Origin of the sequence: Streptomyces sannanensis (assembly GCF_039536205.1) — a bacterium.
Taxonomy (GTDB): domain Bacteria; phylum Actinomycetota; class Actinomycetes; order Streptomycetales; family Streptomycetaceae; genus Streptomyces; species Streptomyces sannanensis.
On record NZ_BAAAYL010000001.1, the window covers coordinates 3114620 to 3134666 of the forward strand.

A 20047-nucleotide genomic window follows, 5' to 3' on the forward strand; every position below is an offset into this window, starting at 1 on the left:
CCACAGCGCCCGAGGGCGGCACCCCTGGTGGGGTACCGCCCTCGGTTCAGGACCGGGTCCGAGCCGTCAGGCTCAGAAGTCCATGTCACCGCCCGGCATGCCGCCGCCGGCCGGCGCAGCGGCCTTCTCCGGCTTGTCGGCGATGACGGCCTCGGTGGTGAGGAACAGGGCCGCGATGGAGGCCGCGTTCTGCAGGGCAGAGCGGGTCACCTTGGCCGGGTCGATGATGCCCTCGGCGATCATGTCGACGTACTCGCCGGTCGCGGCGTTCAGGCCGTGGCCGACGGCCAGGTTGCGGACCTTCTCCACGACGACGCCGCCCTCGAGACCACCGTTGACGGCGATCTGCTTCAGCGGGGCCTCCAGGGCCAGCTTCACGGCGTTGGCACCGGTGGCCTCGTCGCCGTCCAGCTCCAGCTTCTCGAAGACCTGGGAGGCCTGGAGCAGGGCCACGCCACCACCGGCGACGATGCCCTCCTCGACGGCCGCCTTCGCGTTGCGAACGGCGTCCTCGATGCGGTGCTTGCGCTCCTTGAGCTCGACCTCGGTCGCGGCGCCGGCCTTGATGACGGCCACGCCGCCGGCCAGCTTCGCGAGGCGCTCCTGGAGCTTCTCGCGGTCGTAGTCCGAGTCGGAGTTCTCGATCTCGGCGCGGATCTGGTTCACGCGGCCGGCGACCTGCTCGCTGTCACCGGCACCGTCGACGATGGTGGTCTCGTCCTTGGTGATGACGACCTTGCGGGCGCGGCCCAGCAGGTCCAGGCCGGCATTCTCGAGCTTGAGGCCGACCTCCTCGGAGATGACCGTGCCACCGGTGAGGATGGCGATGTCGCCGAGCATGGCCTTGCGGCGGTCACCGAAGCCCGGGGCCTTGACGGCGACGGACTTGAAGGTGCCACGGATCTTGTTGACGACCAGGGTCGAGAGGGCCTCGCCCTCGACGTCCTCGGCGATGATCAGCAGCGGCTTGCCGGACTGCATGACCTTCTCCAGCAGCGGGAGGAGGTCCTTCACCGAGGAGACCTTGGAGTTGACGATCAGGATGTACGGGTCGTCGAGGGCGGCCTCCATGCGCTCCATGTCGGTCGCGAAGTACGCCGAGATGTAGCCCTTGTCGAAGCGCATACCCTCGGTGAGCTCCAGCTCCAGACCGAAGGTCTGGGACTCCTCGACGGTGATGACGCCTTCCTTGCCGACCTTGTCCATCGCCTCGGCGATGAGCTCACCGATCTGGGTGTCGGCGGCGGAGATGGAGGCGGTGGAGGCGATCTGCTCCTTGGTCTCCACGTCCTTGGCCTGCTCGAGCAGGGCGGCGGAGACGGCCTCGACGGCCTTCTCGATACCGCGCTTCAGGGCCATCGGGTTGGCACCGGCGGCGACGTTGCGCAGACCCTCACGGACCAGGGCCTGGGCCAGGACGGTCGCGGTCGTCGTGCCGTCACCGGCGACGTCGTCGGTCTTCTTCGCGACTTCCTTGACCAGCTCGGCGCCGATCTTCTCGAACGGGTCCTCGAGCTCGATCTCCTTGGCGATGGAGACACCATCGTTGGTGATCGTGGGGGCGCCCCACTTCTTCTCGAGGACGACGTTCCGGCCCTTGGGGCCGAGGGTCACCTTGACGGCGTCCGCGAGCTGGTTCATGCCGCGCTCGAGGCCGCGCCGCGCCTCCTCGTCGAACGCGATGATCTTGGCCATGTGAAGTGGTCCTCCCAGGACTGGGGTGGGATGCTCCGGACCGCGCTGGCGCCCGCGACGGACGGCCTGCATGCCATGTGGTTCCTTGCCCCACCGGCCTGCGGGCCTCACCGACCCGGTCCTTCGTTTGTCACTCTCACCTTCAGAGTGCTAACGCCAATGATTAGCACTCGCCCCCCTCGAGTGCAAGGCGCACGCGCGAAACCACACGCCGGAGGGCCCGTATCCACCACGGGATACGGGCCCTCCGGCGTGACGTCATGGACGTCATGCAGTCAGTCGGTCAGCCGACGCTTCAGTGCGCAGCCAGTCGGACCATGTCCGCCTGCGGCCCCTTCTGGCCCTGCGAGATCTCGAACTCGACCCGCTGGCCCTCTTCCAGGGTGCGGTAGCCGTCCATCTGGATCGCGCTGTAGTGGACGAAAACATCCGCACCACCGTCGACCGCGATGAAGCCGTACCCCTTCTCCGCGTTGAACCACTTGACGGTGCCCTGAGCCATGCCTAACTCCCCTATTACTGGCCCTTGCGCAGGACCGCACTTCGCGGACCCGGGTCAGACCTCACCCCCCGAGTCGTGGGGGCGTGCGCCGGAACGCGTCGACCGCCGCTGAATGTATCCGCACCGATGCCGTCTGCAACAGGTCAATCGGAAGAGAAATCCGGGCACCGTCACATCCCGGAATGGGGAGAATTCCCGGCACTCCAGGGCAAGTCGGGCCCAGCAAAACGTACTTAAAGGACGATCAGCTCGAACAGTTTGGCTGCATATTGACGCAGCGAGCGTCACTTCTTCATATGCACTGGGCACTCTACCGCGCCCCGGGGTACGGAATTACCCCCTCCGCTTCAATTGCGGAAGGGGTAATTCCGGTAATTCCCGGTGTCAGCAGCCGCCGGCGACGGCCGGGATGATCGAGACGCCCGCGCCGTCCGGGGTGGCGGTCTCCAGGCCCTGCTCGAAGCGGACGTCGTCGTCGTTGACGTACACGTTCACGAAGCGGCGCAGCTTGCCCTGGTCGTCCAGGACACGTGCGGCGATGCCGGCGTGGTTCTTCTCCAGGTCGGCGATGACCTCGGCGAGGGTCGCCCCCTCCGCGGCGACCTCGGCCCGGCCGCCGGTGTAGGTGCGGAGGATGGTGGGGATACGGACGTTGACGCTCATGCTCGGCTCCTCGCTTCGCTCGGAGACGCATGCGCGTGACGCGCCTCCCTTTTGGTTCGCTCGCTGCGCTCGCTCACGCGAGGCCGGCCTCTCGGAAAGAGTCCAGGTCGGGGCGGATGACGGCGGACATGCCCGTGGTCGGGGCCACCGCGTCGAGGGTCTTGAGGCCGTCACCGGTGTTGACGACCACGGTGGTGAGAGACGGGTCGATGACACCGGCCTCGACCAGCTTCTTCGTCACGCCGAGGGTCACACCACCCGCCGTTTCGGTGAAGATGCCCTCGGTACGGGCCAGCAGCTTGATCGCGTCGACGATCTGCTCGTCCGTGACGTCCTCGACGGCGCCGCCGGTGCGCCGGGCGATGTCCAGTACGTACGGGCCGTCCGCCGGATTGCCGATGGCGAGCGACTTGGCGATGGTGTCCGGCTTCTGCGGGCGCACGACGTCATGGCCGGCCTTGAAGGCCTGGGACACCGGGGAGCAGCCCTCCGCCTGGGCGCCGAAGATCTTGTACGGCCTGTCCTCGACCAGACCGAGCTCGATCAGCTCCCGCAGACCCTTGTCGATCTTCGTGAGCTGCGAGCCGGAGGCGACCGGGATCACGATCTGGTCGGGCAGCCGCCAGCCGAGCTGCTCACAGATCTCGTACGCCAGGGTCTTGGAGCCCTCGCCGTAGTACGGGCGCAGATTGACGTTCACGAAGCCCCAGCCCTCACCCAACGGATCGCCGATGAGCTCGGAGCAGAAACGATTGACATCGTCGTAGTTGCCCTCGATCCCGACCAGTTCACCGCCGTAGACCGCGGCCATGACGACCTTGCCCTGCTCCAGGTCGTGCGGGATGAACACGCAGGACTTGAAGCCCGCCCGGGCCGCGGCGGCACCCACCGCACCGGCCAGATTGCCGGTGGAGGAACAGGACAGGGTGGTGAACCCGAAGGCGCGGGCGGCCTCGACGGCGATGGCGACGACACGGTCCTTGAAGGAGTGCGTCGGGTTGCCGGAGTCGTCCTTGACGAACAGGCCGCCGGTGATACCCAGTTCGGCCGCCAGATGGTCGGCCTTGACCAGCTTGGTGAAGCCGGGGTTCAGGTTCGGCTTGTCCGCGACATCGGCGGGGACGGGCAGCAGCGGGGCGTAGCGCCAGATGCTGTCGGGGCCGGCCTCGATCTGCTTGCGGAGGGCCTCCGGGTCGCCCACCGGCAGGTCGTACGCGACTTCCAGCGGGCCGAAACACAGCTCGCAGGCGAAGATCGGGCCGAGTCGGAAGCGCTCACCGCACTCGCGACAGGACAACGCGGCGGCGGGACCGAGATTCACGGCAGGGGGGGTGGTTGCGACAGACTGCACAGCCATGGAGGCGAGGCCCTTTCTCCTCATCTTCCTCGCGGCGCATTTCGCCACGAGACGGATTTGGCACCTTCCCTAGCCGGGGCCCCGCGCGTGCGAGTGCCGACTGGAGGGTTGCCGGGGCTTCAACGGGCCGTTTCCCTCTGCCCCTCTGGATGAGCGGTATTCGGTTGTCGACGCGCACAACGACCCCCGACATGCGACGGTCCCGCGCGGTGTTCAAGACTGTAACGGAACCCCTGGACGGTCCATACCGCCGTCCGAACCGCGAGATGGAGATCACGTGCTGGAAGAGGTCGAGCGCTGGTTGAACAGGCGTTCCTGGTCAGCCGCCGACCGCCCGCTGGACCAGCTGGCCGCGGCCAAGCGGAGCACCACGGTCAGTGTGGTGCTCCCCGCCCTGAACGAGGAAGCGACCGTCGGCGAGATCGTCACGGTCATCCGCCGCGAGCTGATGGAGGCCGTGCCGCTCGTCGACGAACTCGTCGTGATCGACTCCGGCTCCACGGACCGCACCTCGGAGGTGGCCGCCGCGGCGGGCGCCCGTGTCGTGCACCGCGACGCGATCCTCCCGCGCATCCCGGCCGCCCCCGGCAAAGGCGAGGTCCTGTGGCGCTCGCTGCTCGTCACTCACGGTGACATCGTCTGCTTCGTCGACGCCGACCTGCGCGACTTCTCCGCCGACTTCGTCTCGGGGATCGTCGGGCCGCTGCTCACCGAGCCCGACGTGCACTTCGTGAAGGCGATGTACGACCGCCCCCTCACCGTGTCCGACGGCCCCGCCTCCGGCAGGACCACCGCAGGTCAGGGCGGACGAGTGACCGAACTGGTGGCCCGTCCGCTGCTCAACCTGCACTGGCCGCTGCTGGCCGGCTTCGTCCAGCCGCTGGGCGGCGAGTACGCGGCACGGCGCTCACTGCTGGAGCGGCTGCCCTTCCCCGTCGGTTACGGAGTGGAACTGGGCCTGCTGGTCGACGCCCTGCATCTGGTGGGCCTCGACGCACTGGCCCAGGTCGACGTCGGCGTACGCAAACACCGCCACCAGGACGACCAGGCCCTGGGGCGGATGGCCGCCGCGATCTACCGCACCGCTCAGCAGCGGCTCTCACGCGCGCATCTGATACGCCCCGAGCTCACCCAGTTCGAACGGGGCGAGAATGGATTCGTCCCCCGTACACACCCTGTGGACACGGAGGAGAGGCCGCCGATGGCCGGTATCGCCGAGTACTCGGCCCGACGCGCCGCGTAATCCGTACGTTTGGACGTTTCCATGACGGGCTAGGTTCGGGAACATGGTCGCTCCGCGCTCCGCCCAGATTCTTGTCGCGTCCAACCGCGGCCCGATCAGCTACGCCCTGCGCGACGACGGCTCGCTCGAGTCGAAGCGAGGCGGGGGCGGGCTGGTCTCCGGCCTCTCCGCGATCGGTTCCGAGGCCGACGCGGTATGGGTCTGCGCCGCGATGAGCGACGGCGACCGGGAAGCCGTACGGCGCGAGGTCGGCGAGCCCGGCGTGCGGATGCTCGACATCGATCGCGAGCTCTTCGCCGACGCGTACAACGGGATCGCGAACTCCGTGCTGTGGTTCGTACACCACCTGCTCTACCAGACCCCGCTGGAGCCCGTCTTCGACGCGGAGTTCCGGCGGCAGTGGGCCTCGTACGAGGCGTACAACCGCGCCTTCGCCGAGGCCCTGGCCGTCGACGCCGCCCCGGAGGCGACCGTCCTCGTCCAGGACTACCACCTGTCCCTGGTCCCCGGCATGCTCCGCGCATACCGCCCCGACCTCAGCATCGGCCACTTCTCGCACACCCCCTGGGCACCGCCCGACTACTTCCGGCTGCTGCCCGACGACATCGCGGCCCAGCTGCTCTCCGGCATGCTCGGCGCCGACCGGACCGCCTTCCTCACCCGGCGCTGGGCGGATGCCTTCACCGCCTGCTGCGAAGACGTCCTCGGCGGAGTCGGCAAAACCCGTATCGGCGTGCACAGCCTCGGCGCCGACGGCGACTTCCTACGACGGCGGGCGCACCAGCCCGACGTCGAACAGCGGCTCCTGGAACTGCGCGAGCAGGCCGGACTCGGCCGCAAGACGATCGTCCGCGTGGACCGCACAGAACTGTCCAAGAACATCGTCCGCGGCCTGCACGCCTACCGCGAACTGCTCACCGCCCACCCCGAGTGGCGCGAGCACGTCACCCATGTGGCCCTGTCCTACCCCTCCCGGCAGGACCTCACCGTCTACCGCGACTACACCGCCGAGGTCTTCGACCTCGCCGAACGCATCAACGCGGAGTTCGGCACACCCGGCTGGACGCCGGTCGTCCTCCACGTCAAGGACGACTTCGCCCGGTCCCTGGCCGCGTACCGGATGGCCGACGTCGCCCTCGTCAACCCGATCCGCGACGGCATGAACCTCGTCGCCAAGGAAGTCCCCGTGGTCTCCGACCACGGCTGCGCGCTGGTCCTCTCCCGGGAGGCCGGAGCATACGAGGAGCTCGGCGAGGACGCGCTCACCGTCAACCCCTACGACGTCTCCGCGACGGCGGACGCGCTGCACGAGGCGCTGCTCATGCCCGACGCGGAGCGCGCGGAGCGCACGAAGCGGTTGGCTGCGGCGGCGACGGCGCTGCCGCCGCAGCGGTGGTTCCTGGACCAGCTGAACGCGCTGCGCGCGTGAGCCCGTGCGGGTCTGGGCTCCCCGTCCAGGTTGGCCGGTGCCCGTCCTCAGGCGCCGAACGGGCTGCGATGCTGACGCCCTCCGTCCAGGTTGACCAGTGTGTCCGTCCTCAGGCGCCGGACAGGCTGCGATGCTGACGCCCTCCATCCAGGTTGACCAGTGTGTCCGTCCTCAGGCGCCGAACGGGCTGCGATGCTGACGCCCTCCGTCCAGGTTGACCAGTGTGTCCGTCCTCAAACTCCCCCAGCTACCGCCGGGAGGTGCCCCCAGGACGGGCTGCGGTGGTTGCTGCCGGTTGCCGGTGGCCGCTCCGGGGGTACCGTCCGGGCCGGGCATGATTTACGCCGCGCGATCTCGTGGTCCGTATTGATCATCCGGCACGTTCGCGCGTCACAAATCACGTTTTACGGCCCGGACGGCACCCCCTGCACGGCCCCCTTCACACGCCGCGGGGGTGGACAGGCGTCCCCCGGGGCGAGCGAAGCCGTGAAGGGTGAACCGGACAGCAGCCCCCTGCACGGCCCCCTTCACACACCGCAGGGGGCGGACAGGCGTCCACCCGGGGCCGGGGCGTGCGAAACCATGGAGGGGAACCGGACGGCACCCCCTGCACAGCCCCCTTCACACCCCACGGGGGCGGACAGCTGTTCCCCAGTGCGAGCGAAGTGGCTACGCGCCCTGGGCCAGGGCCGCCGCCAAGTCCTTCAGGAAGCCGGCCACCGCGGCCGGGCCCGGAAGGACGAGGTCCGCGCGTTCCGCCAGTTCCGCGACCTCCTCGCTACCGCTGCAGACCAGCAGTCCCGGGACTCCGTCCGAGCGCAGCTTGTCGACGGCCGCGTAGGCCGCGAGGTCGCCGAGGTCGTCACCGGCGTACAGCACCGACGTCGCGCCCGTCTCCTTGACGTACTCGGCGAACGCCACACCCTTGTCCATGCCGGGCGGGCGCAACTCCAGCACCATACGGCCAGGTTCGAGCACCAGCCCGTGCCGTGCGGCGAGCTCGGCGAGCGGGCCGCGCAGCGCGTCGAAGGCGGCCTGGGGCTCCTTCGCGCGCCGGGTGTGCACGGCGACGGCCCGACCCTTCTCCTCGATCCATGTGCCGGTCCAGGCACCATGCCGGTCGAGGACACCGGGCAGCTCGGCCCGGACCGAGGCGACACCCGGGTGTGGCGCCGACGCGTGGACGGTACCGGTGACGGCGTCCCAGCGTTCGGCGCCGTAGTGGCCGAGCACGACAAGATGCTCCAGCTCCGGTACGCCCGCGAACCCTCCGTACCGGACGGCGACCCCCGCCGGTCGCCCGGTCACGACGGCCACCGAGCCGACCCTAGGCGCGAGCGCCTTCAGCGCCGGAACGGCTTCGGGGTGGGCGCGGGCCTGTTCGGGGTCGGGGACGATCTCGGCGAGCGTCCCGTCGAAGTCGAGCCCCACGACGGCCTTCTCCGGCCGCCCCAGGATCGCGGCAAGCCCGTCCCGCCCAGCGGCAGTGACGGGCGTCGGCAGATTCTTCGGCAGGTTTTCCGGTGTGCTGCCCATACGCCGACCCTACCGGCGCGAGGCAAGACCCACCCTGCGGTGTGCGAAGGGGGCCGTGCAGGCGTTTCCGGCCGGTGGACCCTCTCACCCCGGGGGACGGCTACCCACCCCTGCGGCATGTGAAGGGGGCCGTGCAGGCGCTTCCGACCGGTGGACCCTCTCACCCCGGGGGACGACTAACCCACCCCTGCGGCGTGTGAAGGGGGCCGTGCAGGGGGTGCTGTCCGGGCCGTAAAACGTGATTTGTGACGCGCGAACGTGCCGGATGATCAATACGGACCACGAGATCGCGCGGCGTAAATCATGCCCGGCCCGGACGGTACCCCCGGAGCGGCCACCGGCAACCGGCAGCAACCACCGCAGCCCGTCCTGGGGGCACCTCCCGGCGGTAGCTGGGGGAGTTTGAGGACGGACACACTGGTCAACCTGGACGGAGGGCGTCAGCACCCCAGCCCGTCCGGCGCCTGAGGACGGACACACCGGCCGACCTGGACGGAGAGCGATGACCTACACGGGTTCAGCCGCGCAGCGCATCGCGCCGCTCCTCGCGCAGGCGGCGCAGGCGGTTGACCGTCACCGGGTCGTGCGCGACGGCGCGCGGGTCGTCGAGGAGCGCGTTGAGCAGCTGGTAGTAGCGGGTCGGCGAGATGCCGAGCTGCTCCCTGATCGCGCGCTCCTTCGCGCCGGGCCCCGGCCAGGTCCTGCGTTCCATGGCCAGGACGGCGAGGTCCCGCTCGGTGAGCGCGTCGGCGTCAGTCATACGCGCAACATAACGCGCCGCCCCGACAGCGCCAGGTGGACTAGACCTCTCATGGGGTGACGCGCGAGACTGTCACCCGTGAGACATGTCATCGCCCTCGATGTGGGCGGCACCGGAATGAAGGCCGCCCTGGTGGGCGCCGACGGCACCCTCCTGTACGAGGCCCGCCGGGCCACCGGCAGGGAGCGGGGACCGGACGCCGTCGTCGAGTCGATCCTGGGATTCGCCGCAGAGCTGCGCGCGTACGGCGAAGAGCACTTCGGGGAGCGCGCCGTCGCGGCGGGCGTCGCGGTGCCGGGGATCGTCGACGCGGAGCACGGCATCGCCGTGTACGCGGCGAACCTGGGCTGGCGGGACGTAGCTCTGCGGGCCCTGCTGAGCCGCCGCCTCGACGGGGTGCCGGTGGCGCTCGGGCACGACGTACGCACCGGCGGCCTCGCCGAGGGGCGTGTCGGCGCGGGCAGGGGCGCGGACCGGTTCCTGTTCGTACCGCTGGGCACCGGCATCGCGGGCGCCATCGGCATCGCGGGCCGGATCGAGGCCGGTGCGCACGGGTACGCCGGTGAGATCGGGCACGTCGTCGTACGCCCCGGGGGACCCCTGTGCGGCTGCGGGCAGCGCGGCTGCCTGGAGACCCTGGCCTCCGCGTCGGCCGTGACCCGCGCCTGGGCCGCCGCGAGCGGTGACCCGCACGCGGACGCCGCGGACTGCGCCAAGGCCGTGGAATCCGGGGACGGGCGGGCCGTACAGGTGTGGCGGGAGGCGGTGGACGCGCTCGCGGACGGCCTGGTCACCGCGATCACCCTGCTGGACCCGGACACCCTGATCATCGGCGGCGGCCTCGCCGAGGCCGGGGAGACCCTGTTCGCGCCGCTGCGCGCCGCCGTCGAGGAACGCGTGACGTTCCAGAAGCTGCCCATGATCGTCCCGGCGGCCCTCGGGGACAACGCCGGATGCCTGGGCGCGGGCCTCCTCGCCTGGGACCTGCTGCTCACCGAAGCCACGGAGGTAACCGCCTGATGGCCGCAAGTCTGGTGCTCACCGGCGCACGGGTCGTCCTGCCGGCCGGCGTCGTCGAGGACGGGCGGGTGAGCGTCGAGGGTGGCCGGATCGCCCGGACCGCCCCGGCCGGCGCACCCTCGCTCGATCTGACCGGCCACTGGATCGTCCCCGGTTTCGTCGACCTCCACAACCACGGTGGCGGCGGAGCCTCCTTCACCTCCGGCACGGTGGAGGACGTGCTCACCGGTATCGCCACGCACAGGGCGCACGGCACCACCACGCTGGTCGCCTCCACCGTCACCGGCGACATGGACTTCCTCGCACAGCGGGCCGGACTGCTGTCCGAACTCGTCGAGCAGGGCGACCTGGCGGGTATCCACTTCGAGGGCCCGTTCATCTCCCCCTGCCGCAAGGGAGCCCACAGCGAGGCGCTGCTGCGCCACCCCGACCCGGCCGAGGTGCGCAAGCTGATCGACGCGGCGCGCGGCACCGCGAAGATGGTCACCCTGGCCACCGAACTGCCCGGTGGCATCGACTCCGTACGGCTGCTCGCCGAGCACGGTGTGATCGCCGCGATCGGCCACACCGACGCGACGTACGAGCAGACCGTCGAGGCGATCGACGCCGGCGCGACCGTCGCCACCCACCTCTTCAACGCGATGCCGGGCCTCGCCCACCGGGCGCCGGGGCCGATCGCGGCGCTGCTGGAGGACGAGCGGATCACCGTCGAGCTGATCGACGACGGTACGCATCTGCACCCCGCCGCCCTGCAGCTGGCCTTCCATCACGCGGGCGCGGAACGCGTCGCGTTCATCACCGACGCCATGGACGCGGCCGGGTTCGGCGACGGCCGCTACCATCTCGGCCCGCTGGAGGTCGAGGTGCGCGACGGCGTCGCCCGGCTCGTCGAGGGCGATTCGATCGCGGGCTCCACGCTCACCCTGGACCGCGCCTTCCGGCGCGCGGTGACGGTCGACGGCCTTCCGGTCCCCTCCGTCGTGCGGGCCATCTCCGCCAACCCGGCGCGGCTGCTCGGCATGTACGACAGGGTCGGCTCGCTGGAGCCGGGCAAGGACGCCGATCTGGTGGTCCTGGACTCGGAGTTCACGGTCAGGGGCGTCATGAGGAAGGGCATTTGGGTGATCGATCCCCAAGTGGGATGATTTCACCACTGGTTACTGCAAAACAACGCAAGGTGGTTGACTCCGGGGGCTGGGCCAACCGCCCTGCGTTTGGCATGATCAGGCCCCGGAACAGGCAGCAAGCGCATTCTCCGGGGTGATGACACGGTGATCCTCACGGTCACGCTGAACACCGCCCTCGACGTCACCTACGGCGTCCCGGCCCTCGCCCCGCACAGCAGCCACCGCGTCGACACGGTCACCGAACGCCCCGGCGGCAAGGGCCTCAACGTGGCCCGCGTCCTCGCCGCCCTGGGCCACGACGTGACGGTCACCGGTTTCACGGGCGGCGCGACGGGCACGGTGGTCCGCGAGCTGCTGGCGCGCGAGGCCCCGAGCGTCACCGACGCGCTCGTCCCCGTCGCCGGGAGCACCCGGCGCACCATCGCCGTCGTCGACGCGGCCACCGGCGACACCACCCAGCTCAATGAGCCCGGGCCCGTCATCACGCCCGCCGAGTGGGCCGGCTTCCTCGACGCGTACGGCGAACTGCTGGGCACCGCCGAAGCCGTGGCGCTGTGCGGGAGTCTGCCGCCCGGTGTGCCCGTCGGGGCGTACGCGGTGCTGATACGGCAGGCCCGCACGGCCGGTGTGCCGGTACTGCTCGACACCAGCGGTGAGCCGCTGCGCCGCGGCATCGCGGCGCGGCCCGACCTGGTCAAGCCGAACGCCGACGAGCTCGCCCAGCTCACCGGCTCCCGTGAGCCACTGGGCGCCGCGCGGGACGCGCGCCGTCGGGGCGCCCGCACCGTGGTCGCGTCGCTGGGCGCCAAGGGGCTGCTGGCGGCCGCGGCGGACGGTATCTGGCAGGCGGCACCCCCCGCGGCCGTACGGGGCAATCCGACGGGCGCGGGCGATTCCGCCGTCGCCGGGCTGCTGTCCGGCCTGGTCGAGGGCCTGCCCTGGCCCGAGCGGCTGGCCCGGGCCGTGGCTCTGTCCGCGGCGACCGTACTGGCCCCGGCCGCCGGGGAGTTCGACCGCGCGGCCTATGACGACCTGCTGTCGCGCGTCGCCGTCACCGAGCTCGCGACCGCGGCATGAGGGCCGCCGGCCGCATACATCCCAGGCGTCATCTCATACGTACATCTCACGTGTACAGCTCACTGGGCAAGGGCGCCCGGCTCCGGTACCGCACGACCGACCGGGCCGGAGGCCCGGGGATTGAGGGGACACCATGCCACTCGTCAGCACCGGTGAACTCGTCACCAAGGCCAGGGCGAAGGGGCGGGGCATCGCCGCCTTCAACGTCATCACCCTGGAGCACGCCGAGGCCATCGCGCTCGGCGCGGAGAGAGCGGGATCGCCTGCGATCCTCCAGATATCCGAGAACGCCGTGAAGTTCCACGGCGGCAGGCTGTCCGCGGTCGCCGCCGCCGCGGCCGCCGTCGCCCGCGCCTCTTCCGTGCCGCTGTCGCTGCACCTCGACCATGTCGAGTCCGTGGAGCTGCTGAGGGCGGCCCACCCGGAGGGCTTCAGCTCGGTGATGTTCGACGCCTCGAAGCTGTCGTACGCCGACAACGTCAAGGCCACCGCCGAGGCCGTGCGCTGGGCGCACGAGCGGGACATCTGGATCGAGGCCGAGCTGGGCAAGGTCGGCGGCAAGGAGGGCGAGCCGCCGCTCGACGCGCACGCGCCGGGCGTGCGTACGGACCCGGCGGAGGCCGCCGCCTACGTACGGGACACGGGTGTGGACGCGCTGGCCGTCGCGGTCGGCTCCTCGCACGCGATGACCGAGCGCACCGCCGTCCTGGACCACACCCTGATCGCCGCCCTGCGCGACGCCGTGCCGGTGCCGCTGGTGCTGCACGGCTCCTCGGGCGTCCCGGACGAGGAGATCCGCCGCGCGGTCGCCTCCGGCATGGTGAAGATCAACGTCGGTACGGCCCTGAGCACCGCCTTCACGGGCGCGGTCCGCGGCTATCTGGAGGCCGCCCACCCGACCGTCGTAGACCCCCGGAAATACCTCGCCCCGGCCCGCGAGGCGATGGCCGGGACGGTGGAGCGCTTCCTGGGAGTGCTCAGGGCTTGACCTCGCCCTTCTTCAGGGAGAGCTGGTCGAGGGCGACCTCGCACTGGTCGCCCGGCTCGCAGGAGAGCTTGAACGTGTTCGGGCCCTTGGCAAGGGTCACGTACGAGTAGGTGTAGGTCCAGCCCTTGTCCCAGGCGCCATCCGCCGCCTGGGCGAAGTTGGACATGTTGACCTTGCGGGGCGGCTCGCCGTTCACCGTGATGTGGGTCTTGCCGTCCTTGCCGGGCACGCTGTAGTCGATGAAGAGCGTGTACTTGCCGGACTCCGGGATCTCCACGTTCCAGGTGGCCGCCGCTCCCGGCGTCGAGTTCAGCAGCACATACGCCCCGCTGGCCGACTTCGCGCCGGGGATGGTCTTGTCGGTGGTCGCGCCGCCGCTGAGCTGCAGCGTGGCCGCGTCGCCCTTGGGCAGTTCGGCGGGGGCGGAGGGCTGGGACTGGGTCGGCCCCGCGCTGGGCTCCTGGGACGGCTCGTCGCCGCCCGCCGGGCCGGCGGACGTGCCGGCCTGGTCCCTCTTGTCCTCGTCGCCGCCGCTGGTGGACAGCGCCACCCCGATGCCGATGACGACCGCGGCGACCACGGCGACGGCGCCGATCAGCAGGCCCTTGGTGTTGGGACCGCGGCCACGCCCCCGGCCGCCCGCCTCCGGGACCGGCACCTGTCGGGTGGGGGCACCGCCAGGGTAGGTCTCGGGAGCCGCGTACTGGGGGTTCTGGCCGCCGTACGGCTGCTGTTGGGGCACCTGCGGCTGGCCGTACGGCTGTTGGCCGTACGGCTGCTGTCCGTACTGGTGCTGGCCGACCGTGCGCACCTGGTTGTACGAGGTCCTGGGTACACCGGGCTGCGCCGGGCGGGGGTAGCCGTACCCGCCGCTGCTCGGCGGGGCAGCGCCCGCCGCCTGCCCGTCCGCGTACAGATAGCCGAACGGGTCGTCGTCCTCGGGCGTCGCGCTCGCGCCGTTGTCGCCGGGCGTCGTCATCCCCAGGTCACTCCTCACCATCCATGTCGCCGACCCGGCGAGCCTACCTTGAACGGTGGTACATCTAACCGGCACGCCGCTGCATCTTGGAGCGCGACCGCTTCTCGACGTACATCCGCTGATCGGCCGACTGCAGCACGTTCTCGACGGACATGCCGCACTCCGCCCAGCCGATGCCGAAGCTGGCGCCGACCCGGACCGAACGCCCGTCGACCCTTATGGGCGGGATGATCGCGTTCCGCAGCCGTACGGCCAGGTCGGCGGCGTCGGCCGCGCCGAGACCGTCCGCGAGCACGACGAACTCGTCGCCGCCGAGCCGGGCCACGGTGTCCCCGTCCCGGACGCCGGCGGTGAGCCGGCGCGCGACCTCGATCAGTACGGCGTCGCCGGTGTTGTGCCCGAACCGGTCGTTGATCGACTTGAAGCCGTCCAGGTCGCAGAAGAGCACGGCGAGACCCTTGGGGCCCTCGTCCTCGTTCTCGTTCTCGTCCGGCGGGGCGACGGCGTGCACATGATGGTGGTCGTAGGTGTCCGCTCCGGGCACCGAGTCGAAGCCGAAGCCATGGCCGTGGCCCGCGTACGCCGCGTCCAGGGCCTCCGCCGCGGTCGCCCGCACGGCGTGCGGACGCTCGCACAGCCGGGCACCGATCCGGGCGCGCAGCTCGGCGCTGTTGGGCAGACCGGTGAGGGAGTCGTGCGAGGCCCGGTGGGCGAGCTGGAGCTCGTGCCGTTTGCGTTCCTCGATGTCCTCGACGTGCGTGAGCAGGAACCGGGGCCCGTCCGCGGCGTCCGCGACGACGGAGTTGCGCAGCGACACCCAGACGTACGTGCCGTCGCGCCGCGCCAGCCGCAGCTCGGCCCGGCCGCCCTCGGCGGAGGTACGCAGCAGGGTGCCTATGTCCTCGGGGTGGACGAGGTCGGCGAAGGAGTAGCGCCGCATCACCGCACTGGGCCGGTCCAGCAGCCGGCACAGCGCGTCATTGGTTCTGAGCAGCCGCCCGTGCTGGTCGCCGCCCATCTCGGCGATCGCCATACCGCTCGGGGCGTACTCGAACGCCTGGCGGAAGGACTCCTCACTGGCCCGCAGCGCCTGCTGCTCGCGCTCCAGCCGAACGAGGGCGCGTTGCATATTTGCTCGAAGGCGGGCGTTGCTGATCGCAATCGCCGACTGGGAGGCGTACATCTGCAGCGCCTCCCGGCCCCACGCCCCGGGGAGCCGGCCGTTCCGCGGACGGTCCACGGAGATGACGCCCAGCAGCTCACGGCCGCCGCCCGAGGCGTACATGGGGGCGTAGAGGCGGTCCGCGGGGTGCCACTCGTCCTCGAAGCGCGGATCCGGACCGTCGATGAACCACTGCGGCACGTCGTCGCCGTCCAGCACCCAGCCCTCGGTGTGCGGGATGAAGCGCAGCTCGCCCCAGGCCTCGCCCATGGTCAGCCGGCGCTCCCAGGAGGCACGGGAGCCGGCCCGGCCCGTGATGAGGGCCTCCGCGGCGGAATCACCGGCGAAAGAGGCGACGACGAGGTCGCCGTCGGGGCGTACGAGGTTCACGCAGGCCAGCTCGTACCCGAGCCCGGCGACGATGCCGTCGGCAACGGTCTTCAGCGTGTCCGCCAGGCTGCGGGCCGTGTTCAGCTCCGCGACCGCCTGATGCAGCTGCCGCAGAGTCGCAAGACGGACGTACGGCTCCGACTCGGTCTCCATCGCTCGCTCTCCCCGAGACCCTCGACAGCAACTCCAGGTGTGTCATCGGCACGCTTGCTGCAATGTCCCGGCCACTGAATCACAGCGAGCTGTGCAGCCGGTACACAGGGTCAGCAATTACTGAACTCTGTGACTCAAGTCACAAGGGATGACGGCGGGTCGGATGAGTCCGCCGGGAGCGCTCCTTCGCTTCCCTGAAGCAAACCCGGGCCGGCTCGGGCGTCGGTCCTAGGACCTGACTGGTCCCCAGGGCCGATGCGGAGCCACCCGGGCCGGGGCTAGCGTTCCGTTTGTGCTGCAGAAGACCCCCGCCCCCCGCTCCGAGCCGATCCCTCATGCTGAGGGGGTGAGCGACGACGAGTTCCGTGCCGCCATGTCCCGACTGGCCGCAGGCGTGGTACTGGTGACCGCCCGCGACCCCGACTACGGTCCGCGCGGCGAGGACGTGGGCATGACGGCGACCGCGTTCATGTCCGTCTCACTGGACCCGCCGCTCGTGCTCGTCAGCCTGCGGAACGGCTCCCGCATGGACGACCTGCTGGCCGAGCAGCCCCTCTGGGCCGCGTCCATGCTCGCCGAGAGCCAGCGGCACATCGCGGGCAGATTCGCCATGAAGGGCCGGATCAGCGACCGGCTGCTGTTCGACGACATCCCTTACACGCGGGGCGAGATCAGCGGAGCGCCGCTGGTCGGCGGAGCTCTGGCGGTCGTGGAATGCCGCACCGAACAGCGCGTCGTGGCCGGCGACCACACGCTGGTGATCGCCCGCGTGCTGAGTGTGGGCCTCCCGTCGGCGGAGGGCGGCCCCCTGACGTACTTCCGCGGCCGCTACCGTCGCCTCGCGTAGCTCGCGTAGCTCGCGTGTTGCGGCTCGGTGTTGCCGTCCACCGCGGGGTGGGCCCGGGTGTCCGTCCTCAACGCCGGACGGGCTGTGGGGTTGCTGCCGGGTGCCGCTCCGCGTTGCCGGGTGCGCTGGGGTTGCTGCCGGCTGCCGGGTGCCGCTCCGGGGATACCGTCCGGGCCGGGCATGATTTACGCCGCGCGATCTCGTGGTCCAAAGAGTTGACCGGCAGGTTCGCGCGTCACACATCACGTTTTACGGCCCGGCCGGCACCCCCTGCACGGCCCCCTTCACACGCCGCGGGCGTGGGCAGCCACTTCCGCACCGTCCTGGGGGCACCTCCCAGGCCAACCCCGTGGTGGACGGCAACCCCGATCAGGACCAGTCGCCGCCGCGGCCGCGCTTCGTCTCGCTGCGGCGTTTCTTCTCGCGGAGGCGCCGTTCGTTGATGCCGCGCGGGATCTTCGTCGGGCGGCGCGCCTTCGGCGGCGGCGCCGTCGCCTCCGCGAGGAGCGCGGCCAGGCGGACCGCGGCCGCCTCGCGGTTGCGCCACTGGGAGCGGTGCTCGGAGGCCCGTACGGAGAGCACTCCGTCCACCAGGCGGCCGGCCAGGCGCTGGAGGGCGCGGTCCTTCCACACCGGGGGGAGCGCCTCTGTTTTCGCGAGGTCGAAGCGGAGCTCGACCTGGGAGTCGCTGGTGTTGACGTGCTGTCCGCCCGGACCGGACGAACGGGAGAAACGCCACATCAGCTCGGCCTCCGGCAGGGAGACGGAACCGCGGATGATGTAGGGCCCGGACATGACATCCATGGTCCCCCGTCGACGCGCATCGCGTCATGTGCTTTTCCTCGAGCGGAACCTTGTGGTCCTATGCCCGCGTTAGGACTGGTGACGGTAGCTTCGGCACGTAGTCCGAAGCAGACACTAGGAAAGGGACTTCCCATGGCTGTAAGCCTGTCCAAGGGCGGCAACGTCTCCCTCACCAAGGAGGCCCCGGGCCTGACCGCCGTCACGGTGGGCCTCGGCTGGGACGTCCGTACCACCACCGGCACCGACTTCGACCTCGACGCCTCCGCGATCGCGGTCAACGCCATGGGCAAGGTCGTGTCCGACGGTCACTTCGTCTTCTTCAACAACAAGTCGACGCCGGACCAGTCCATCGTCCACACGGGTGACAACCGCACGGGCGAGGGCGGCGGCGACGACGAGCAGATCAACGTCAACCTGTCGGCCCTGACCCCCGACGTCGAGAAGATCGTCTTCCCGGTCTCCATCTACGACGCCGAGAACCGCAGCCAGAACTTCGGCCAGGTCCGCAACGCGTACATCCGCGTCGTCAACCAGGCCGGCGGCTCCGAGATCGCCCGCTACGACCTGAGCGAGGACGCCGCCACCGAGACCGCCATGGTCTTCGGCGAGCTGTACCGCAACGGCGCCGAGTGGAAGTTCCGCGCGGTCGGCCAGGGCTACGCCTCGGGCCTGGTCGGCATCGCCCAGGACTTCGGCGTCAACGTCTGACGGCCGAACGCACAGGGAGCCCCCGGCAATCGCCGGGGGCTCGTGCTGTCACAGGCACCGGCAATCGGTAGTTCGCCTGCTCGAACTACCGGACGGCCTGCACAAACGCCTTCCAGGCGGTTGCCGGGAAGACCAGGACCGGACCTTCGGGGGTCTTGCTGTCGCGTACGGGGACGAGGCCGGGGAAGCCGTCGGCCACCTCGACGCACGAGCCCCCGTCCGGGTTGCTGTAACTGGACTTGCGCCACCGCGCGGCGGTCAGGTCGAGGGCGGTTCGCATGGTGCGTGGTCCTCCATCGCAGAACGGATCAGCGCCGCCGAGTCCCGGGGCCGCAGGGCGTACGCCCTGAGCCGATCGTAAGCCCGCCACCGCCGGTCCACGTCCTCGTGATCCTCGATCACCACACCGGAGTTGCTGCCTTCCGAGTAGGCGATACGTGTGCCGTCGCGGAGGAGCAGCAAGTCCTGCGAGCCGCCGAGCAGGCCGTGCGGGCCGTGCGCGAAGGGCAGGATCTGGATCATCGTCGTCGCCGTGTCCATCAGCGACAGCAGCGCGGCGAGTTGCTCCCGCATCCCGGTGGGACCGCCGACGGGTCGCCGTATCACCGCCTCCTCCATGACGACGGACAGGCGGGGCGGCTGGTCACCGCGGAGTCGCTCCTGACGGCCGAGCCGGGCCGCGACCTTCTCCTCGATCACCTCGTGCGAGGCGTCCGGATCGCCCGCGCGCAGCAGGGCACGGGCGTAGGCCTCGGTCTGGAGAACGCCCGGGACCAGATGGCCCGCGTAGTGCCGGATGTCGACCGCCTCCGCCTCCAGGTCCATGTACCGCCGGTACTTGTCCGGGTGGGCCTCGCGCTTCGCCAGCGCGTAGAGGCGGACGAAGTGGCCGTCCGTGTCGAAGGCCGCGTCGAGCTTCGGCGAGAGATCGCGGGGCGTCATCCGGTCCGCCGTCTCGATGTTGCCCAGGTAGGTCTTGCTGTAGTTCAGGACCTCGGCCAGGCGGGCCAGCGACATGCCGGCCGCCTCCCGGTGGCGGCGGAGCTCGGCGCCGTACAGGTGGCGGGCCGAGCGGTCGGGGGTCAGTTCGCGGGGACGTGCTGCCATGCTGCCGAACCTCCATGTCCGCAAAGCGGGTTGGGGACGTGTCCCCACTACCCAGCGTAGATGGCGGAGCGCGACCATGTGCGTACGTAACGCAATCGGGTACGGGAGGTACGCGTGATGACAAAGGGACACGACCTCGCACAGGGATGGCGGCTGGACCGGATCCCCGGGAAGCGGGTGCGGCGCCTGGCGGACGACCGGGGGCTCGCCCTCCCGCTGTGGATCGTGTGCGACGGCGAGCACCACGCCGACGCCCATCTGCGGATGAGCCTGACGGAGGCGGAGCAACTGCACGCCGAGCTGTGCCTCGCCCTCGGGGACGACGGCCCCCGGCAGACCCTGGCCTGCCGGCAGGACTAATCTGCCGCGCACGCATCTGGAACCTCCGACTCGGCGAGCCCGGCCGGGGAGCTGCTCGCCGGGATCGCCGGGATCCACGCCTCGAACCGGGAGTTCCGGCGCATCAGCGGCGACTTTCCGGATCCGGGCGACATCACGGT

At 70.6% G+C, this 20047-nt stretch carries 20 protein-coding genes and 1 riboswitch; of the genes, 9 read left to right on the forward strand and 11 right to left on the reverse strand.

The features are described 5' to 3' along the window. Positions 1-72: 72 nt before the first annotated feature. The 4 genes from groL to thrC all read right to left on the reverse strand — a co-directional run bounded on the left by groL (position 73) and on the right by thrC (position 4217). Entirely contained in the window at positions 73-1695 is a 1623-nt protein-coding gene (gene groL / locus ABD858_RS14605) for a chaperonin GroEL (protein WP_345037428.1), read from the reverse strand. A 295-nt stretch (positions 1696-1990) separates the two neighbouring features. Next, the gene (locus ABD858_RS14610; RefSeq protein WP_345037430.1) at positions 1991-2197 is read right to left on the reverse strand and encodes a cold-shock protein; all 207 of its coding nucleotides are present in this window, start codon (positions 2195-2197) and stop codon (positions 1991-1993) included. 384 nt (positions 2198-2581) lie between these two features. Further along, positions 2582-2860 (reverse strand): MoaD/ThiS family protein, encoded by a 279-nt coding sequence (locus ABD858_RS14615; RefSeq protein WP_345037432.1) that lies wholly within the window; start codon positions 2858-2860, stop codon positions 2582-2584. Between the two features lie 73 nt (positions 2861-2933). Next, positions 2934-4217 (reverse strand): threonine synthase, encoded by a 1284-nt coding sequence (thrC, locus tag ABD858_RS14620; RefSeq protein ID WP_345037434.1) that lies wholly within the window; start codon positions 4215-4217, stop codon positions 2934-2936. 17 nt (positions 4218-4234) lie between these two features. Next, a riboswitch (SAM riboswitch) is annotated at positions 4235-4373 on the reverse strand. Between the two features lie 121 nt (positions 4374-4494). Between thrC and ABD858_RS14625 the strand changes: the two genes are divergently transcribed. Both ABD858_RS14625 and ABD858_RS14630 read left to right on the forward strand, forming a co-directional pair. Beyond that, on the forward strand, positions 4495-5460 hold the full coding sequence (locus ABD858_RS14625) for a glucosyl-3-phosphoglycerate synthase (RefSeq protein WP_345037436.1): 966 nt from the start codon (positions 4495-4497) through the stop codon (positions 5458-5460). A 43-nt stretch (positions 5461-5503) separates the two neighbouring features. Beyond that, on the forward strand, positions 5504-6889 hold the full coding sequence (locus ABD858_RS14630; RefSeq protein ID WP_345037439.1) for an alpha,alpha-trehalose-phosphate synthase (UDP-forming): 1386 nt from the start codon (positions 5504-5506) through the stop codon (positions 6887-6889). Positions 6890-7558: 669 nt separating this feature from the next. On the opposite strand, the gene otsB is transcribed toward ABD858_RS14630, so the two are convergent. Together otsB and ABD858_RS14640 are read right to left on the reverse strand one after the other, a co-directional pair. Then, positions 7559-8425 (reverse strand): trehalose-phosphatase, encoded by an 867-nt coding sequence (gene otsB / locus ABD858_RS14635; protein ID WP_345037441.1) that lies wholly within the window; start codon positions 8423-8425, stop codon positions 7559-7561. A 517-nt stretch (positions 8426-8942) separates the two neighbouring features. Then, positions 8943-9185 carry a DUF3263 domain-containing protein gene (locus ABD858_RS14640; RefSeq protein WP_345037443.1) on the reverse strand — a complete coding sequence of 81 codons (243 nt, stop codon included), beginning with the start codon at positions 9183-9185 and terminating at the stop codon, positions 8943-8945. Positions 9186-9263: 78 nt separating this feature from the next. Between ABD858_RS14640 and ABD858_RS14645 the strand changes: the two genes are divergently transcribed. The 4 genes from ABD858_RS14645 to ABD858_RS14660 all read left to right on the forward strand — a co-directional run bounded on the left by ABD858_RS14645 (position 9264) and on the right by ABD858_RS14660 (position 13397). After that, entirely contained in the window at positions 9264-10205 is a 942-nt protein-coding gene (locus tag ABD858_RS14645; protein WP_345037446.1) for an ROK family protein, read from the forward strand. After that, positions 10205-11350 (forward strand): N-acetylglucosamine-6-phosphate deacetylase, encoded by a 1146-nt coding sequence (gene nagA, locus ABD858_RS14650; RefSeq protein ID WP_345037448.1) that lies wholly within the window; start codon positions 10205-10207, stop codon positions 11348-11350. Before ABD858_RS14645 ends, nagA begins: the two co-directional genes overlap by 1 nt. 126 nt (positions 11351-11476) lie before the next feature. Beyond that, the gene (locus ABD858_RS14655; RefSeq protein WP_345037450.1) at positions 11477-12409 is read left to right on the forward strand and encodes a 1-phosphofructokinase family hexose kinase; all 933 of its coding nucleotides are present in this window, start codon (positions 11477-11479) and stop codon (positions 12407-12409) included. Positions 12410-12542: 133 nt separating this feature from the next. Then, positions 12543-13397 (forward strand): class II fructose-bisphosphate aldolase, encoded by an 855-nt coding sequence (locus tag ABD858_RS14660; protein WP_345037452.1) that lies wholly within the window; start codon positions 12543-12545, stop codon positions 13395-13397. Here ABD858_RS14660 and ABD858_RS14665 read toward each other — a convergent pair. Together ABD858_RS14665 and cdgB are read right to left on the reverse strand one after the other, a co-directional pair. Next, positions 13387-14376 (reverse strand): carbohydrate-binding protein, encoded by a 990-nt coding sequence (locus ABD858_RS14665; RefSeq protein WP_345037454.1) that lies wholly within the window; start codon positions 14374-14376, stop codon positions 13387-13389. The genes ABD858_RS14660 and ABD858_RS14665 overlap by 11 nt on opposite strands. A gap of 64 nt (positions 14377-14440) precedes the next feature. Further along, positions 14441-16081, reverse strand: coding sequence for a diguanylate cyclase CdgB (cdgB, locus tag ABD858_RS14670; RefSeq protein ID WP_345037457.1), 1641 nt, complete (start codon positions 16079-16081; stop codon positions 14441-14443). Positions 16082-16373: 292 nt separating this feature from the next. Here cdgB and ABD858_RS14675 point away from each other — a divergent pair, with 292 nt between their 5' ends. Next, entirely contained in the window at positions 16374-16928 is a 555-nt protein-coding gene (locus ABD858_RS14675; RefSeq protein ID WP_345037459.1) for a flavin reductase family protein, read from the forward strand. Positions 16929-17297: 369 nt separating this feature from the next. Here the strand turns inward: ABD858_RS14675 and arfB are convergent, their stop codons facing one another. After that, a complete protein-coding gene (gene arfB / locus ABD858_RS14680; RefSeq protein ID WP_345037461.1) occupies positions 17298-17732 on the reverse strand; it encodes an alternative ribosome rescue aminoacyl-tRNA hydrolase ArfB in 435 nt (144 codons plus the stop codon). A 132-nt stretch (positions 17733-17864) separates the two neighbouring features. Here arfB and ABD858_RS14685 point away from each other — a divergent pair, with 132 nt between their 5' ends. Further along, entirely contained in the window at positions 17865-18440 is a 576-nt protein-coding gene (locus tag ABD858_RS14685) for a TerD family protein (RefSeq protein WP_345037463.1), read from the forward strand. Between the two features lie 85 nt (positions 18441-18525). On the opposite strand, the gene ABD858_RS14690 is transcribed toward ABD858_RS14685, so the two are convergent. Both ABD858_RS14690 and ABD858_RS14695 read right to left on the reverse strand, forming a co-directional pair. Beyond that, positions 18526-18720: a DUF397 domain-containing protein gene (locus tag ABD858_RS14690; protein ID WP_345037465.1), complete on the reverse strand. Its 195-nt coding sequence runs from the start codon at positions 18718-18720 to the stop codon at positions 18526-18528. Continuing rightward, positions 18699-19547 (reverse strand): helix-turn-helix domain-containing protein, encoded by an 849-nt coding sequence (locus ABD858_RS14695; RefSeq protein WP_345037467.1) that lies wholly within the window; start codon positions 19545-19547, stop codon positions 18699-18701. The genes ABD858_RS14690 and ABD858_RS14695 overlap by 22 nt, the downstream gene beginning before the upstream one ends. Before the next feature lie 117 nt (positions 19548-19664). On the opposite strand from ABD858_RS14695, the gene ABD858_RS14700 reads away from it, so the two are divergent. Beyond that, complete coding sequence (locus ABD858_RS14700; RefSeq protein WP_345037470.1) at positions 19665-19907, forward strand: hypothetical protein; 243 nt, start codon at positions 19665-19667, stop codon at positions 19905-19907. The last annotated feature ends 140 nt before the right edge of the window (positions 19908-20047 follow it).

What these genes read in the sequence shown, in the direction of transcription:
- groL (WP_345037428.1), bottom strand. Translation starts at nt 1,695, where the DNA reads ATGGCCAAGATCATCGCGTTCGACGAGGAGGCGCGGCGCGGCCTCGAG.
- ABD858_RS14685 (WP_345037463.1), top strand. Translation starts at nt 17,865, where the DNA reads ATGGCTGTAAGCCTGTCCAAGGGCGGCAACGTCTCCCTCACCAAGGAG.
- ABD858_RS14695 (WP_345037467.1), bottom strand. Translation starts at nt 19,547, where the DNA reads ATGGCAGCACGTCCCCGCGAACTGACCCCCGACCGCTCGGCCCGCCAC.
- ABD858_RS14630 (WP_345037439.1), top strand. Translation starts at nt 5,504, where the DNA reads ATGGTCGCTCCGCGCTCCGCCCAGATTCTTGTCGCGTCCAACCGCGGC.
- cdgB (WP_345037457.1), bottom strand. Translation starts at nt 16,081, where the DNA reads ATGGAGACCGAGTCGGAGCCGTACGTCCGTCTTGCGACTCTGCGGCAG.
- ABD858_RS14660 (WP_345037452.1), top strand. Translation starts at nt 12,543, where the DNA reads ATGCCACTCGTCAGCACCGGTGAACTCGTCACCAAGGCCAGGGCGAAG.
- ABD858_RS14640 (WP_345037443.1), bottom strand. Translation starts at nt 9,185, where the DNA reads ATGACTGACGCCGACGCGCTCACCGAGCGGGACCTCGCCGTCCTGGCC.
- ABD858_RS14690 (WP_345037465.1), bottom strand. Translation starts at nt 18,720, where the DNA reads ATGCGAACCGCCCTCGACCTGACCGCCGCGCGGTGGCGCAAGTCCAGT.
- nagA (WP_345037448.1), top strand. Translation starts at nt 10,205, where the DNA reads ATGGCCGCAAGTCTGGTGCTCACCGGCGCACGGGTCGTCCTGCCGGCC.
- ABD858_RS14700 (WP_345037470.1), top strand. Translation starts at nt 19,665, where the DNA reads ATGACAAAGGGACACGACCTCGCACAGGGATGGCGGCTGGACCGGATC.
- ABD858_RS14665 (WP_345037454.1), bottom strand. Translation starts at nt 14,376, where the DNA reads ATGACGACGCCCGGCGACAACGGCGCGAGCGCGACGCCCGAGGACGAC.
- otsB (WP_345037441.1), bottom strand. Translation starts at nt 8,425, where the DNA reads ATGGGCAGCACACCGGAAAACCTGCCGAAGAATCTGCCGACGCCCGTC.
- ABD858_RS14610 (WP_345037430.1), bottom strand. Translation starts at nt 2,197, where the DNA reads ATGGCTCAGGGCACCGTCAAGTGGTTCAACGCGGAGAAGGGGTACGGC.
- arfB (WP_345037461.1), bottom strand. Translation starts at nt 17,732, where the DNA reads ATGGATGTCATGTCCGGGCCCTACATCATCCGCGGTTCCGTCTCCCTG.
- ABD858_RS14615 (WP_345037432.1), bottom strand. Translation starts at nt 2,860, where the DNA reads ATGAGCGTCAACGTCCGTATCCCCACCATCCTCCGCACCTACACCGGC.
- thrC (WP_345037434.1), bottom strand. Translation starts at nt 4,217, where the DNA reads ATGGCTGTGCAGTCTGTCGCAACCACCCCCCCTGCCGTGAATCTCGGT.